Origin of the sequence: Curtobacterium sp. ISL-83, from assembly GCF_018613895.1 — a bacterium.
Taxonomy (GTDB): domain Bacteria; phylum Actinomycetota; class Actinomycetes; order Actinomycetales; family Microbacteriaceae; genus Curtobacterium.
On the sequence record NZ_JAGGPH010000003.1, the window covers coordinates 23,999 to 39,877 of the forward strand.

Annotated in this window: 13 protein-coding genes; 3 read left to right on the forward strand and 10 right to left on the reverse strand. The window is 71.5% G+C overall.

Annotated features, from left to right (window positions below):
• Positions 1-7: 7 nt before the first annotated feature.
• Positions 8-571 (reverse strand): hypothetical protein, encoded by a 564-nt coding sequence (locus J7E22_RS01585; RefSeq protein WP_214978234.1) that lies wholly within the window; start codon positions 569-571, stop codon positions 8-10.
• Positions 572-707: 136 nt separating this feature from the next.
• On the opposite strand from J7E22_RS01585, the gene J7E22_RS01590 reads away from it, so the two are divergent.
• Positions 708-1,388 (forward strand): response regulator transcription factor, encoded by a 681-nt coding sequence (locus J7E22_RS01590; RefSeq protein WP_308159100.1) that lies wholly within the window; start codon positions 708-710, stop codon positions 1,386-1,388.
• Positions 1,385-2,905, forward strand: coding sequence for a HAMP domain-containing sensor histidine kinase (locus J7E22_RS01595; protein ID WP_214978238.1), 1,521 nt, complete (start codon positions 1,385-1,387; stop codon positions 2,903-2,905). The genes J7E22_RS01590 and J7E22_RS01595 overlap by 4 nt, the downstream gene beginning before the upstream one ends.
• A gap of 412 nt (positions 2,906-3,317) precedes the next feature.
• Here the strand turns inward: J7E22_RS01595 and J7E22_RS01600 are convergent, their stop codons facing one another.
• The 3 genes from J7E22_RS01600 to J7E22_RS01610 form a co-directional block, all read right to left on the reverse strand.
• Positions 3,318-3,944: a hypothetical protein gene (locus J7E22_RS01600; protein ID WP_214978240.1), complete on the reverse strand. Its 627-nt coding sequence runs from the start codon at positions 3,942-3,944 to the stop codon at positions 3,318-3,320.
• 900 nt (positions 3,945-4,844) lie between these two features.
• Complete coding sequence (locus J7E22_RS01605) at positions 4,845-5,282, reverse strand: hypothetical protein (protein ID WP_214978242.1); 438 nt, start codon at positions 5,280-5,282, stop codon at positions 4,845-4,847.
• 158 nt (positions 5,283-5,440) lie between these two features.
• Positions 5,441-7,783: a M43 family zinc metalloprotease gene (locus J7E22_RS01610; protein ID WP_214978244.1), complete on the reverse strand. Its 2,343-nt coding sequence runs from the start codon at positions 7,781-7,783 to the stop codon at positions 5,441-5,443.
• Between the two features lie 308 nt (positions 7,784-8,091).
• On the opposite strand from J7E22_RS01610, the gene J7E22_RS01615 reads away from it, so the two are divergent.
• Entirely contained in the window at positions 8,092-8,436 is a 345-nt protein-coding gene (locus J7E22_RS01615; RefSeq protein ID WP_214978246.1) for a hypothetical protein, read from the forward strand.
• 142 nt (positions 8,437-8,578) lie between these two features.
• Here J7E22_RS01615 and J7E22_RS01620 read toward each other — a convergent pair whose 3' ends face one another.
• From J7E22_RS01620 to allB, 6 genes are read right to left on the reverse strand one after another with little or no spacing between them, the layout of a single operon-like run.
• Positions 8,579-9,412, reverse strand: a complete 834-nt coding sequence (locus tag J7E22_RS01620) for a MurR/RpiR family transcriptional regulator (protein WP_214978249.1) — start codon at positions 9,410-9,412, stop codon at positions 8,579-8,581.
• Positions 9,409-10,683, reverse strand: a complete 1,275-nt coding sequence (locus J7E22_RS01625; protein ID WP_214978251.1) for an allantoate amidohydrolase — start codon at positions 10,681-10,683, stop codon at positions 9,409-9,411. The genes J7E22_RS01620 and J7E22_RS01625 overlap by 4 nt, the downstream gene beginning before the upstream one ends.
• On the reverse strand, positions 10,680-11,927 hold the full coding sequence (locus J7E22_RS01630) for an alanine--glyoxylate aminotransferase family protein (protein WP_251008587.1): 1,248 nt from the start codon (positions 11,925-11,927) through the stop codon (positions 10,680-10,682). Before J7E22_RS01630 ends, J7E22_RS01625 begins: the two co-directional genes overlap by 4 nt.
• Entirely contained in the window at positions 11,924-13,504 is a 1,581-nt protein-coding gene (locus J7E22_RS01635; RefSeq protein WP_214978253.1) for an AtzH-like domain-containing protein, read from the reverse strand. Before J7E22_RS01635 ends, J7E22_RS01630 begins: the two co-directional genes overlap by 4 nt.
• Positions 13,501-14,565, reverse strand: coding sequence for an acetamidase/formamidase family protein (locus J7E22_RS01640; protein ID WP_308159101.1), 1,065 nt, complete (start codon positions 14,563-14,565; stop codon positions 13,501-13,503). Before J7E22_RS01640 ends, J7E22_RS01635 begins: the two co-directional genes overlap by 4 nt.
• Positions 14,558-15,853, reverse strand: coding sequence for an allantoinase AllB (allB, locus tag J7E22_RS01645; protein ID WP_251008611.1), 1,296 nt, complete (start codon positions 15,851-15,853; stop codon positions 14,558-14,560). Before allB ends, J7E22_RS01640 begins: the two co-directional genes overlap by 8 nt.
• Between the last annotated feature and the right edge of the window lie 26 nt (positions 15,854-15,879).

Here is a 15,879-nt window from a genome sequence, read left to right on the forward strand (position 1 = left end):
GATCCGCTCAGATCACGGACCCCACGATCGCGGGGAGCCGGTCCGCCTGCTGTCGGGCGACGTCCGCCTGCACCGTCCGCGCCCAACGCTGGATCCCCGTGCCGTAGGTGCCGTGCAGGGCCGCGGTGTCGATCGCCGCCAGGGCCTGGGCCCGCGCGGTCCCGGTGGTGCCGTGCAGCGCGCGGAGCGCCTTCCGGAGCGCCGCCGGCTCGGTCGCCAGTGCGGCCTTCGCCGCCGTCGCCGCGGACTCGACCTGGCTGCCGTACCCGCCGTCGAGCGCCTTCGTCTCGATCGACCGGACCGCAGTCTTCCGGTCGGTGCCCTTCTTGCCCGCGAGGGCCTTCGCGTCGGACGTCAGCGCGGACGGGACCGAGCCGAACTCGGCTCGGATCGCGCGCGGTGCGATCGCGCGGAAGAGCAGCCCGGTGGCGGCGGACGTCGACTGCGAGGGCGCCGACGGTGCCGGGGCGGGAGTGGCCGCGTTCGCCGCGGCGACGCTGCCGATCGCGATCGCGCCGACGGTCACGACACCGGCAGCGCCGGCGAGGAGACGAGTGGTGAGGGTGTGCATGGTGGTCCTTCCTCCGGCGGCCGTCCGTCGTCCGCCGAGCAGCATCCTCGCCCGGCCCCGAGGGCTTCCCGTTCGGGCCGTGTACGCGTTGTGTAAGGCGTCGCCGCGAAGCTCGTGCGAGCGGTTGACTGGGGTCGTGGACGGAACGGCGGGACTGGTGGTCGTGGTGGAGGACGACCCGGTCATCGCGGACGTCGAACGCATCTACCTCACGGACGCCGGGTTCTCCGTGCACGTCAGCCGCACCGCGGAGGCCGGGCTCGCCGCGATCCGCACCCTCCGCCCGGTGGCCGCCGTGGTCGACGTCGGTCTGCCGGACGGCGACGGCATCGACCTCTGCAAGCGACTGCGCGCGGACGAGGACTGGACCCCGGTGCTGTTCGCCACCGCGCGCGACGCCGAGGTGGACCGGATCCTCGGCATCGAACTCGGCGGCGACGACTACATGACGAAGCCGTTCTCCGGTCGCGAGCTCGCGGCACGGGTGAAGGGCCTCGTCCGCCGCAGCCAGATCGGGCTGCGCTCCGCGGTGCTCCGGGTCGGCCCGGTCCGTCTCGACGCGCGGGCCCGGGTCGTCGACGTCGACGGCGCTCCCGTGCAGCTCACCGCGACGGAGTTCGACCTGCTCGCGTACCTGATGGCGAGCCCCGGCCGGGTGTTCGACCGCGCGCAGCTCCTCTCCGCCGTGTGGGGCGTCGCGGACTACCGGGGGAGTCGCACGGTCGACGTCCACGTGGCGCAGCTGCGGGCGAAGCTCGGCGACACCGCGGGCCTCCGGACGGTCCGCGGTGTCGGGTACGTGCTGGGGGCGGGATGACGGACCGGCAGGCGGGGAGCGGGCTGACGGACCGCGCGGGGAGCGGGCTGACGGACCGCGCGGGGAGCGGGCTGACGGACCGCACGGGCGAGGTGCTCCGCGGGCCGCGCCGCGGGTGGACGGTGACCGCGCAGCTCGTCACCACCACGGTGCTCGTGGCGCTCCTCGGTGCCTTCGCGACCGTCGGCGGCGCGTTCGCGCTGGTCCAGAGCACCACCGTCCGGCAGGCCCAGCAGGACCTCCGCTCGACCATCCGCATCGTCGCGGGGGCACCCCCGGTCGAACGCGCCACGCTCGTCCGGAACCTGGACCGTGCCGGCGTCGGGCGCGTGCGACTCCTGCTGGTCCGCGCGGACGGCACCACCGTGCCGGCGAGCACCTCCGCGTCCGCCGGGGGAACCGCGTCCGTCACCACCCTCGTGCCGACCGCCGCGATCCGGACCGTGCAGCGGGACGGCACCCTGTCCACCCGGGTCCGCGCCGCCGGACAGACCTCCCTGCTCGAGGGCACCCGTGCCGGACGGGGCGACGCCGTCATCGCCGTGCAGGACCTCTCCGTCATCCGTGCCGCGGTCCGTCGGTTGGCCGGCCTGCTCGTGCTCGCGGCGCTCGCCGGAGCGGCCGTCGCCGGTGCGATCGGCGCGCTCGTGGCCCGCCGGCTGGTCCGCCCCCTCCGACGCACCGCAGCCGCGGCACGCCGCCTGGCGGACGGGGAGCGCGGGATCCTGCCGACGCCGGACCCCCACGGTGGGACGGCCGCCGAGATCACGGCCATCGACACCGCGCTCGGGGCGCTCGACGCCGCCATCACGACCTCCGAAGGCCGACAGCGCGAGTTCCTGCTGTCCGTGTCGCACGAGATCCGCACCCCGCTCACCGGGATCCGCGGGTACGCCGACGCCCTCGCCGACGGCCTGATCCCCCCATCGGCCACCGCGGACGTCGGACGGACCCTCGTCACCGAGACCACGCGACTCGACGCGTTCGTCCGTGACCTGCTCGAACTCGCCCGGTTGCAGGCCGACGACTTCCCCCTGCGCACCGAACCCGTCGACCTGGCGGCGCTCGCCGCGCAGTCGGTCGCGGCCTGGGGAGCGACCGCCGAGGCACTCGACGTGCGGCTCGTGCTGGCCCGCCCGCCCCTCGGCGATCCGGTGCCGTGTGTCTCCGACCCGATGCGCGTGCGACAGCTGCTCGACGGGCTGCTCGAGAACGCACTCCGGGCATCGCCCCCGGGGTCCACCGTGCGCGTCCGGGCCGAGGCCGACCGCACCGACACCGGTCCGGTCGCCGTGCTCGTCGTCCAGGACGACGGGCCGGGGCTCACCGACCGGGATGCCGCCGAGGCACTCGAGCGCGGCGTGCTCGCGGACCGGTACCGGAACACCCGGGCCGTGGGCACCGGCCTCGGCCTCTCCATCGCAGCGCGCCTCGTCCGCCGGCTCGGCGGGAGCATCCGCGCGTCCGCGCGCGCCGACGGGGGCGAGTTCACCATCGTGCTGCCGGCGACGCCGTGATCCCACCGGGCGGCGGACGGGAGGCGCGTGGCGGTTTGGCACCGCGACGCCGAAACCGCCCCCACTGAGGCCGCCGTTGTGGCAGAGCCGGCCGACGATGTCGCAGCGGCCCCGATCGATGTCCCAAACGCGGCTCCGGATGTCGCGTCGACGGCCGAAACCGTGCCGGACTGGCCCGCCCCGTACGTGCGGATGCTCGGCCCCGTCGACGTGCTGCACCTGGCCGGCCCGGACCGGCTGCCCGGCCGCGGTGCCGAGCTGCTGACCTACCTCAGCCTGTCTGCCCCCGTGAACGGGACGATGCTGCAGCCCCGGCGAAGGACGCAGGACCTCCAAGGGCATCGAGCTCTCAGCGGAAGCGCTCGACGATTACGCCGCGGCGGTGTCGGCGAACTAGCCGTTCGAGTTCCGCCTAGGCGGGTAGCTGCCCGAGCAGCTGGAACGCGTGCTGCGTGAGCTCCGTGCCGAGCTCGCTCGCCATCGCTGTCCCGATGGCGATGGCGATGCCGAGCTTGGTCACGATCCCCCGCACCACGGTCGGACGCGCCTGCCCATCGACCTCAACGCGAAGCTCCTCAACACCGGCAGCGAGTTCTTCACGCGTCTGATCGTTCTCGACGCGATCGAGCCGTGCGGAGATCTCGTCGACGAGCTCGCGCGCCTGGTCCTGCCAACCGATGTTGATCGTCTGATGCACGTCGCTGCTGCCCTGCGCCACGTTCGCCGGGGTGTGGAAGTGGTCGGTGTACGTCGACCCTCCGGCCGTCGCATCGTTCGTTGGCTCGTTCACGGACTTCCCTTGTCCGACGATCCACCGGCCCTTCGCCGTGGGTGAGGGCCGCAGCGGGTCCGGTCGTTGATCCGCTATCGGGCCCTTGATGAAGCGGCCCTCGTAGAGCCAATTCCCGGTTTGCTCGAGGTCGTCCTGCGTGTACGGCATCCCGAGGTAGTTCGCGCCCGTCGGCAGGAAATCATCTCCTGTCGGCGAGGCGCCGGCGTCGTGCCGATCGACAACCCACACGAGGTACTCGTCTCGCATCCGCTGCCGGCGAGCACGGACGTTGCGTCGAGCAGGCTCTAACCCCGCCCAGGCGTCCCGGCCCCGCGCCGTCGGACGCGTGTTCCACCCGCCGCTGTTTCGCCAGTCGACCGACACGTAGCCGACTCCCTCAAGATCCCGGACCCCGCTCACGCAGCTCAGTCACGGCGGCGCGGTCAGCCTCCGCGCCGAGCAGATCCTGCGGCAGCGCCTGCGGATTCGTGCTTCGCTCAGCGGCAGCCGCGATGAGCCGGCCGAGCACATCAAGCCGGCGGAGATCCTCGGGGGAGTAGTCAGCCTCGCCAGGACCCTACCTAAGAGCAGCGGCATCGTCCGAGGCTGAACGCTTCGGGCTAACGGATGGCCAGGGACGCCCTGATGGCGTCAAAGTTTGCGGCAGGTGCCTCTATGATCGCCTTATCGTTGTGCTACATGTCTGGAGAGGCTATGAACGGTCGTATATTGTTCGGAGCAATCGTCTTGATGCTCGGCACCGCTGGTTTGACTGGATGCACACAATCACCCAGCCCATGTGCCCCGTCTCCGCTCTCCACATCGTCAAAAACGGTCGCTCCCGGCGGTACCGTCATCGTCTCAAGCAGCGCCGCCGACTGCGACCTGGGTCTGGGTGACGACAGCACGTACAAGCTCACCCTGACCAGTGACAATGACGCAAATAAGCGTACACCCGGTGAAACGGCGCAGGTCCACAAGGACGGATCCTTCTCTAAGGAGATAACGATCCCGGCAAACTTCCCTTCTGGCGGTGCCAGCATTCTGGTTTCTGGAAGCGCTCTTCAGAATTGCGACGACGGAGGGTCCTGCGCGGCTTACACAACTCGGATTACGATTGAGGGGTGACCCCGGCTCCGCCGAGATCACCCCTCTTTGTCGACCTGTCTACTGGTCCGAGCTCGTTGCTTGAACCTCCTTATCGGTGAGAGTCGTGGGCAACTCGCTCTCCTGAGTGGCGATCTTGTATCGTCCGTCCGGGGCTTGCTCCCATGCGGCGTTCCCGCCGACGATGACGTACTGGCCGGTCGATTCGCCGGGCTCGAGCTCGAAGGGTTGCAGATAGAGCAGGTAGTCCTTGCCCGCTTGTAGGAGCGAAGCGAGTTCGTCCGATGTGTTGTTGGCGTCCCCGAACTGGCGAACATCCACCGTGGGTCCGGGCTCGTCGCCCGAGACGACATCAGTGACGCTGACTGTTGTCACGGTGAACGGCACATCGCCGATCGACTCGACGTGACTGCTGCCCGCTACGCCGTGTAGGACAACGGTTGCCGCCTCGTTTGCTGCCCGGAGGGTGTCCACTTCCTGGCCGTCGGCTACTGTCATGTCCCACGATTGCGACGAGGCTGACGTGGTGGACGACATGGTCGGCCGTTGCACAGCTGGTGCGGGGGAGTTGGAAGCGCAGCCCGCAAGACTGCCGGCAGCAATGCAGGCGACTGCGGCTGCGTAGATGAGGACTGGTCCCTTATTCATCGCATTTCTCACTTCTTGTACTTCTTCTTGATGCCGTTCACGTCACCGATTTTCGGGGAGTAAACCCCGCACCGGAAGCGGGTGGTGTCGCCGGGGTTCATGAGAGCGACCTTGGCGCATGGGTAATCGTCTTTGTCGTCGCCAACGTGACGAAGACCGAGGTTATGGCCGAATTCGTGGGCGGTAGTCGTCGCTTTCTGCTGGGCGGTGTAGTTCTTGAGGTAGTAGGTGTTGAGGTTGAGCGGCAGTATGCGGTTGTAGTAACCGGAAGGACAGTCGTCGAAAAATGGCGCCATGCCCGACCACTTGACATTTCCGTAGTTTTGTGCCGACACCTGGAACTGCGCGCCACTTGCAGAACTGGTCTGCGTTATGGAGATACCCAGGCCGAGGCCGTTCCATTGTGAGACAGCCGTGTTGACGGCGGTCTTGTATGCGCCGGTGACGCCGGTGTAGTTGTACCAACGGCGGTCTCGTAGCCCGCCGTGTCGGCATGCGCCGAGGTTGTAGCTGGACTTCGAGCCGGCGGCCGCGGCGTTCGCGGAGTCGTCAGGTGCGACGTTCGGGTCAGCGGTGAGGGTCCACGTCGGTGTCGTGATTACGCTGTCCGTCGACGCGCCACCCGAGGGAGCCGTGACGACGGCGTTCCAGCTGTACTGCGTCTTTGCGGCGAGTACGTCCGCAGGGACGGCCCACTCGCCTGTGGTGTCGCCGGATTCGGCCACGACAGTTCCGTCTGCGGAGCGGATCGTGTAGTCGATGAGTGCGTCAGAGGGGATTTGATCGGTGGCGGAGGTGATGGAAAGCTCCGGGGTGAGCGACGTCGTCGCTGCATTTTCCGGTGCCGGGTTGATGTTGCTCTTCGTCCAGTCGCCAAGGCCGAACTCGTATGCGGTCCGCAGGTCGGCACCGTCCGAGCCGGTCGCCACGACGGTGATGGTGTGGCTCCCACCTTCCGGCTGAAGCGTGACGGTCTTCGTTGACGACGACGTGTCAGAGCGCGTGACGGCGGTATATACGCCGTCCGCGTACAGATCAACGTTGCTGTTGCTCGAGTCCGCAGGCGCGACTTTCACCGTGCAGTTGATCTCATCTTCCGGCAGCGCCGTCACCCAAGCTCCTGCGGCGTACGGCGTCGGGCAGGTGACCGTCGGCAGAAGCGGGTTGCTATACCAGCCTTGTACGTCCACCACGTAGTTCGTTGCCTTGGCCGCATTCCGAAGTGAGATCTTCCCGTTCGCACCGAGCGGGACGGTGATGGTGTTGGTCTGGATTTCGTTGATCTGGAAGTTGATCGCCGTGGTGTTGGGCTTCGTGGTGCCCTCTGCCCAGGCATCGGCGTAGCCGTTACTGCCACCGTGCGCGACGACGAGCGTCAATACCACCGCGGAGATCCCGGAGCCCATGGCTGGAACTCCGGCGGTGCCGGCGATCTGGATTGAACGGGTTTCGTTTTCCGCCAGCGCTGTGTTCCCCGTCGCTCGCGAGTCGTATGCGCGCCCATAGGCAGGCGTGAAGGCGGCGCCGCCCTTACCGGCAGCAGTGAAGTACCCTTGCAGGTCGACGAGCAGGTTCGTGGTCGTTGAGGCGTTTGCGATCGTGACCTTCCCATCCGCGGACAGGGGCACCTGCGCCTGGATCGACGTGGTCTCCGACGGGGCATAGTGCAGCGAGTTCGCTGGCTTTGTCGCACCGGCGGCGAACGGGGTGAGGTACCCGTCGGCGGCGGTGGAGTTCACTGCGATCAGGTTCACGACTGCGCCGGAGGCACCGGTTGGCACGCCGTTGGTGCCGGCGATTTGCACGTCGATGCTCTTCCCCGGGGCGATCGCCGCCTGCGCAGCACCCGTGCCGGAGCGGGTGTCAACAATGCGTCTCGCGACGGGCACGAACCCGCCCGCGGCGATGCCGTCCGTGTTTGCCGTGTAGTAGCCCTGTACGTCGAGGATGAGGCGCGCCGAGGTCTCGGTCATGACCTGGATCGTGCCGTCCGCCCCGACTGCGACAGTGGCCGTGTTCGAGGTGTACTCGCCCGAGACGCCGTTGTAGATCAACATCGTCGATCGACCAGAGTTCGCATCGGGACGACCGATCAACGTCCCGTAACCTGTTGACGCGCCGACCGTTGCGTTCAGCGAAACTGCGCCGACCGAACCATCGTCTGGCAGGCCCGCAAGGCCGGCCACCTTGATCGACCGGTAGGTCCCCGCTTCCATCGGCGTGCTGTACCCGCCTATGCCCTTGGCCGTGTCCAGGATGCGACCGGTCGAGGGGACGAACACGCCCCCGGTTCCGGTGTCGTTCAATGCTTGTGCTGGTACGGCCGCCAGCAGCGAAGCGATGAGTGCCAACGCCCCAAGGGTGGCAACAGCAGCGCTGCGCTTCCTCGTGCGCGGAGTGTGCAGCAACGAGCGCACAGGACCCCCTAGATGAGCGAACAGCACCGATTGCTGTCCGTTTGCGCAGCTTAGGACTCAGCTGAACCACAGGCGTTACCACCCGTTCGGGGTGCACGGAAGAAAAGCCCAGATCAAAGACGGTAGTGCCGCGCTTATCTGAATCTCTCAGGTTACTGGTGATGCGTTCAGCAGGGCAATCTGCCACAGCACACGTTCATGGAATGTGTTTCGTGGACGCAGCTTCGGCGGATGCTGGACCCATGAGCAGCAAACGACCCGAGGAACGTCCGCTCGAGCGGATGGCACGGTTGATCGTCGCGTACCACCTCGACACCCTCGTCGAGCGCAGCGACGACGGCACCGCACCCGGGCAGCCCGACGGCCTGATCTACCTCCGGGACGGCCAGTACGCGCCGCTCGAGGTGGTGAGCGACCACGACGTCGCACACCGCCGCCTCAGCGACGTAGACGGGGCTGACGCTCCGGTGGTCGTGGTCGAACTCATCGGCCGCGACGATCGTTGTGCGGTCGCTGGTGTCGAGGACCCCGCGGGTCTCGCCGTTCTCGACATCAGCGCCGCACCAGGGGCAACGGATGCCCCGTAGGTCTCGCCATCGTCGGTAATCTGCACCGTGATGATCGGCGGGCACGCGGTCTCGCGGATGCGCTGGTCGATCGCGGATCGGATCGCGAGCGCGAGGTCCGGGTGCTGATCGATGAGGCGGAGCGCCTCCCGTCCGCCGTCCGTCAGAGGTCCGTGAGTTCCCCCAGGGCGTCGTAGGCGCGGGCGACCGCATCCACCCGCGCTCGTCCGGCCGGTCCGGCGGCCTCGTAGACGTCGTTGGCGATCGCGGCGACGACGGCGAACACCGCGGCCATCGAGTCGAACGCGGCGGGGGCGTCCACCGGGACGAGGATCGTGGTGGTCGCCGGTGCGGCCAGGACGGCCGCGGTCGGGTCGCCGAGCACGACGACGTCAGCTCCGGTCCCGCTGCAGTGCTCGATGAGCCGGCCCACACCGGCCGCGTGCCGCCGCACGGTCACGATGACGACGAGGTCGCGGCGGTCGAGGTCGGCGACGTCCTCGCCGAGCCGTTGCCCGGGCGCCGGGCCGACCCGCACGTCCCCGCGGACCTGGGCGAGCTGGCCGCGGAGCTGCAGGGCGACGGCGTGGGCCGCCCGCTCCCCGATGACGAGGACCCGGCGGGCGCGGACGATCCGGCGCGCGAGCCGGGGGCGGTCGGCGCGAGCGAGGGAGGCGAACCCGGCGGCGAGGTTCCTCGCCTCGACCGCGCGTTGGTCCACGTGCGCGGCGTCCTCCGCGACCCACGGGAGTCCGCTGCCGCGCGCGATCATGAGTTCCTGCCGGGCCTCCGCCGCGTCCTGGAACCCGAGCGATCGGACGAGGCGGGACACCGTCGCCTTCGAGGTCCCCGATTCCGCGGCGAGACGGCTGGACGTGCCGAGGAGCAGCAGCTCGGGGTCGTGCCGCACCACGGCCGCGACCCGGCGCTCCGCCGGGGACAGGCGTTCCCAGACGGCGTCGATGCGCCCGCGGACGTCGGTCCGGTCCGGGGTCACGAGGGGCCTCCAGCTGTTGTGCTCACGTGCTCGGCGAGGAGCCCGACCGCGACGGCGAGCGCGTCCAGCCCGAGCGCGATGTCGGCCGCGGCGACGAACTCGTCGGGGTGGTGGCTGATGCCGTCCGGGTTCCGCAGGAAGAGCATGCCGACGTCGGTCACGAGGCCGAGCGACATGGCGTCGTGGCCGGCGCGCGAGAACAGCTCGGGCGGTGTGGCTTCGCCGGTGGCCACGATCCCGGCCCGCAGCACGTCCATCAGCACCGGCGCGCAGAACACCGCGGGTGCCCGGTGGACCTCGGTCGGGGTCACGGTGACGCCCCGCGCCGAGCCGATCGCGTCGAACGCGGCGACGATCTCGTCCCAGACCCGGTCGCGGCCGGCGTCGAACTCGCCGCGGAGGTCGACCGAGAACCGGGCGAGGCCGGGCACCACGTTGACGGCCCCCGGTTCGACGGTCAAGGTCCCGACGGTCCCGACGTGCTGCTCGGCGCGGCAGATCCGTTCGACGGCGAGCGCGGCCTCGGCGGCGGCGAGCAGTGCGTCGTGCCGGCGCTCGTACGGGGTGCCCCCGGCGTGCCGGGCCTCGCCGACGGCCTCGACGGCGAACCGGCGGGCGCTGGCGATGCTCGTCACGACTCCGAGGGCCGTGCCGGCCTCGTCGAGCGACGGGCCCTGCTCGATGTGCGCCTCGAGGTACCCGAGCAGGGTCGACGGATCGACGGCTGCCCGGCCCACGGCGTCCGGGTCGAGCCCGAAGTCGGTGAAGGCCCGTCGCAGGGGAACCCCGGCGCCGTCCTCGAGGTCCCACCACCCGTCGTCCCAGACCCCGGCCACGGCGGACGACCCGAGCAGCGCCTTCCCGAACCGCGTGCCCTCCTCGTCGGAGAACGCGAGGACCTCGAGGGCGAACGGCAGCGGGCCGTCGGCGGTGAGCCGGGCGGCGGTGCGGACGGCCATCAGGACCCCGACGGTCCCGTCGTACCGGCCGGCGTCCACCACGGTGTCGAGGTGCGAGCCGAGGAGCAGGACCGGGGCGTCCGGGGTGGTCCCGTCGATGCGGCCGTGCAGGTTGCCGGCGGCGTCCTGCCACGTGCGCATCCCGGCGTCCCGCATCCACCCGGCGACCACGTCGTTCGCGCGGGCGTGCTCGGGGGACAGGTAGACGCGGGTGATCCGGCCGGGCTCCGCGGTGATCGCCGCGAGTTCGTCGCACCAGCGGACGACGAGCGTGGCGTCCGCCTGCGCCTGGTCGGTGGCGACGGGGGTCACGGTGTCGCTCCGGCGTAGACGTCGAGCGCCGCGTCCACCCCGCCGCCGTGCGGGACCGCGTGCCCGGCTCGGCGCAGCGCGTGCTCGAGGGCGGCGAGCGTCGTGACGACGGTGTCCTTCCGCGCGTTGTAGCCCATCGTCCCGATCCGCCAGACCCGGCCGTGCAGGGGCCCGAAGGACGTGCCGATCTCGATGCCGTGGTCGTCGAGCATCGAACCGCGCACGGCGTCCCCCTCGACGTCGTCCGGGATCTCGACGGCGACGACGTTGTGCATCTTGTGCGCCACGTCGCCGAACACGCCCAGGCCGAGTGCCTGTACTCCGGTGAGCATCGCCCGGCCGGCGAGTTCGTGCCGGGCGATGGTCTCGTCGCGGCCCTCCTCGAGCAGGATGCGGGCGCACTCGTGGGCGGCGTACAGCATCGACGCGGCCTCGGTGTGGTGGTTGAGGCGTCGGGGACCCCAGTAGTCGAGGATCATCCCGAGGTCGAGGTAGTTCGACCGGATCGGGTCGTCGCTGACGTCGTCGCCGGGTTCGCGGATGCCGGCCTCGACGCTCCGGCGGCCGGCGAGCACGTCGACGGCCCGGGGCGACAGGGAGACCGGGGCGCTGCCGGACGGCCCGCCGAGGCACTTCTGCAGGCCGGCGCTCACGGCGTCGATGCCCCACGCGTCCACCTCGAGCGGGTTCCCGCCGACGGTCGCGGTCGCGTCGGTGTACAGCAGGACGCCGTGCCGTGCGCAGATCGCGCCGAGTTCGTCGAGCGGTTGGTTCATGGTGGTCGACGTGTCGCCCTGCACGACGGCGAGGACCTTGGGCTTCGTCGCCACGATCGCGCGCTCGACGGCCGACGGGGTGAACACCTGCCCCCACGCGGTCTCGATCGTGTGCACCTCGGCCCCGGCCCGGCTCGCGATCTCCACGAGCAGGTGCCCGAAGCGGCCGAACACCGGCACCAGGACCCGGTCGCCGGGCGCGAGCAGGGACACGAGGACCGCCTCGATGCCGGCCCGGGAGGTGCCGTCGACGAGCACGGTCGCGTCGTTCTCGGTGCCGAACACCCCGCGGTACAGCGCCTGCGTGGCGTTCATGGTGTCGGTCATCCACGGGTCGTACTGCCCGACCAGTGGCGTGGACAGCGCACGCAGGACGCGCGGGTCGGCGGTGATCGGCCCGGGTCCCATCAGGAGGCGGGCGGGCGGGTTGACGGGCTGGGGCATCGGGGCCTTCCGGGTGGTGGTCATCGGGTCACGTCCGGGGTGGACGCCGGGGACGTGGTCCGGGCGGGTCGGAAGCCGGCAGCGGCGGCGAGGAGTGCCCGGTCGGTGTCCGCGCCGGCGACGAAGGCGACGCCGACGGGCGCGCCGTCGACGTGCAGGAGCGGGGCACTCACAGACGGCAGGCCGCCGATGCCGGCGATCGCCGTCATCCGCAGGGTCGCCCGGCGGGTCGCCAGGACCTCGGGTCCGGTCGCGGTCCGTCCCGGGGCGGGTCCCGGGACGGTCGGGAGGCACAGCACGCCTCCGCCGATCGCCGTGCGGATCCGGTCGCGCAGCTCCGGCAACCGGCGGCGCGCACGGTCCTCGTCCTCCGCGGTCACGGCAGCTGCCGCGGTGAACCGTCCGGCCACGTCGTCGCCGAGCGATCCCGGGTGCTCGTCGACCCAGCGGCCGTGGTACCGCCAGGCCTCGGCCGCCTGCACGATGCGGAGCGTCTCGGCGAGGTCGTCGAGGTCGGGCAGTGCGATGCGTCGGGTGGGCCCTCCGACCGCGTCGGTCCAGGCCATGAGGGCGCGCGCGGTGTCCGGTCGGGCGGCGTCGAGCAGTGCGTCGGACAGCAGCAGGGTGCGGTCGTCGAGGTCGGCCTGCGGTCCGGGCAGCGAGACGTCGGCCGCGGCGGCGAGCAGGTCGGGGGTCCTGGCGAGCCACCCGACCGTGTCGAAGGACTGGGCCAGCGGGAGCAGGCCCTGCCGGGACACCGCGTCGTGGGTGGTCCGGAGTCCCCAGAGCCCCTGGTACGACGCGGGCACCCGGATGCTGCCCGCCGTGTCCGTGCCGAGGCCGAGGTCCGCCTGCCCGAGGGCGACGGCGGACGCGGGGCCGGACGTCGAACCGCCGCTGATGCGCGATGCGTCGGCGCCGTTCGGCGGGGCGCCGAAGTGGGCGTTCCGGCCCGCGAGGGCGTAGGCGAACTCGTCCGTCCGTGCGATCCCGGTGACGTCGGCCCCCGCGGCGAGCAGCACGGCGACCGCGTCGGCGTGGTCGCGGGCGACCGGTGCCTCGCGCTCCCGGTCGGGGTTGCCGGCGCCGACGACCTGGCCGGCGACGTCGAACAGGTCCTTCACGGCGACGCGGACGCCGACGAGGGTCTCCGCACCGGCCCGCGGAGCGCTGCCGCGGACGAGCGGGTCGCCGACGATCCGCCAGATCGACCGGTCGAGGGCGCGCGCCCGCCCGGTGACGTGTGCGACGGCGATCCGCCAGGTGCCCCCGGTGCGGCGCCACAGCTGCGTCTGGACCCCGTGGCCGCCGCCGTCGAATGCGGACGCGCCGACCACGAGCACGGTGTCGTCGGTCAGCGGCCGGAGATCGACGGATGCGATGGTGCGGCGGGCGACGCCACCGCGACCGGCCCGGAACCGGGCGATCCGGTCGTGGCCGCGGAGCACGCCGGCGTCGTCGGACCGGATCGTGTCCGGCCCGGGTTCGAACAGCGTGTCGAGCACGGCCGTGTCGTCACGCATCAGGGCGTCCTCGTAGGCGGCGAACGCGGCTTCGAGGCCCTCCGGCCAGCGCAGGCCGCGGTCGCCCGGCCCGGTCATGGCCCGACCGCCGCGAAGTCGGCCTTGCGGATCGTGGCGTGCGACCCGCACACCAGGTCGACCACCTGCGAGATCCGGAAGTCCGTCGCCGCGCTGAGGTACGCGTACGCCAGGTGTTCGTCGACGCCCCATCGGGCCCGGAGCAGGGTGATCGCCGCCCGGACGCAGCGCCGAACCGCCTCGTCCAGGTCCGGGTCGAGGCCGGTCGGCACGAGGTACTCGGCGGTCTCGGCGAGTGGCCCGACCAGGGCGCCGAACCGGCGGAGCGCCTCGGACCGCGGCACGACGTCGAGCCGCAGGGTCAACCGGAGCGAGGCCTCCATCGCCGTGAGCGCGACCTCGCCGTCGCCCTGTGCGAAGTGCGGGTCGCCGACGTACACGCCGGCGCCGGGGACGAAGACCGGCAGGTGCAGTGTCGACCCCGCGGTGAGCAGGCTGATGTCGAGGTTGCCGCCGTGCGCGCCCGGCGGGACGGAGTGCAGCCGCTCGTCGGTGTCCGGCGTCACCCCGACGATGCCGGGGAACGGCCGCAGCGGGAAGGTGACCACCCGCGGGCCGCCCTCGACCACCGGCAGTCGGCCGTGCTGGACGCCGTCGCGGGTCACGACGTCGGCGAACACGGAGACGCTCGCCTCGGCGCGGGGGAGTTCGCCCGGCAACGCGCCGCGACCGTGTCGGTTCGAGATGACGCCGTAGGGCACCCGAGGCTCCGCGGCGAGGATCGTCACGGAGACCACGTCGCCGGGCTCGGTGCCGTCCACCGCGATCGGCCGCGACACCACGTGCGGGCCGTCGTCGGCACCACGGCGCAGCGTCCGCGTGATGTCCACGGCGTCGTCGAGCACGTCGTGCCGGGCGACGCCGTGCCGGGCGAAGAAGGCGACGGGGTCCGAGCCCTGGTCGGCGAGGATGCCCTCGTGGCTCACGGTGTCGACGGAGACGACGCTGCCCGGACGGACCGTCATCGCCGCGGGGTCGACCCGCGAGGGCAGGCGGCCCCAGAGGACGTCGTCGGGCGTGGAGCCGAGGTGCAGGTCGGTCTGCTGCCGGAGCTCAGGCACGGGCGATCAGCTCGCCCTCGACGGCGGTGACGCCCGCGTCGGCGGAGGCGATCCGTCGCCCGCGCAGGATGGTCTCGACGACGCGGCCCCGTGCCTCCAGTCCGGCGAAGGCGGAGACCTGGTTCCGGTGCGCGAGCGCGGCCACCTCGATGGTCTCGATCGCGTCCGGGTCGAACACGGCCAGGTGGGCCAGCGCGCCCGGTGCGATCCGGCCGCGGTCGGCGGTGCCCAACAGCATCGCGGGTCCGGTCGTGAACGCCGGGAGGATGCGGTCGAGGGTCAGGCCGCGGCGGGAGGCCTCGGTCCAGACGGCGCGGAAGCCGACCTGCAGCCCCGCGATGCCGCCCCAGGCCAGGCCCCAGTCGTCGACCTTGAGGTCGGCGGTCGAGGGGGAGTGGTCGGACACGACCATGTCGATCGTGCCGTCGAGCAGGCCGTCCCACAGCGCGTCGCGGTTCCGGTCGTCGCGGATCGGCGGGCAGCACTTGAACGCGGTCGCACCGTCCGGGATCGCGGCGGCCTCGAACGCGAGGTAGTGCGGGCACGTCTCGACCGTGATCGCGACGCCGTCGTCCTTCGCGGCGCGGATCATCGGCAGGGCACCGGCGTCGGACAGGTGCAGCACGTGCACCCGGGCCCCGGTCGCCCGGGCGCCGTCGATCACCCGGGCGATGGCGGAGCGTTCGGCCTCGGCGGGCCGGGTCTCGAGGAAGTCGGCGTACCGGGGGCCGAGCGCGTCATGGGGCACCAGGTGCTCGGGGTCCTCCGCGTGCACGATGAGCAGGCCGTCGATCCGGGCGACCTCCTCGATCGCTGCGCGGAGCTGGTCGGCGTCGAGGTGCGGGAACTCGTCCACCCCGGACGGTGCCGTGAAGCACTTGAACCCGAACACGCCGGCGTCCTGCAGGGTGTCGAGCGACCCCAGGCTCGCCGGCACCGCTCCGCCCCAGAACCCGACGTCGACCGCGACCCGGCCGCGGGCGCTCGCCCGCTTGACCTCCAGCGCGTCGACCGTCGTGGTGGCGGGGATCGAGTTGAGCGGCATGTCGACGATCGTGGTGACGCCGCCGAGCGCGGCGGCGCGGGTGGCGGAGGCGAAGCCCTCCCACTCGGTCCGGCCCGGCTCGTTCACGTGCACGTGCGAGTCGACGAGCCCGGGGAGCAGGACGTGACCCGCCGCGATCTGGTGCTCTTCGAGCGGGTGGCCCGGGCGAGCGTCGACGGGAGCGTCCTCCGGCAGCACCTCGGTCATCCGGCCGCCCCGGACGACGACCGCCGCCGGCCGCATCGCTCCGTCGACCCAGGCCTGCCGGG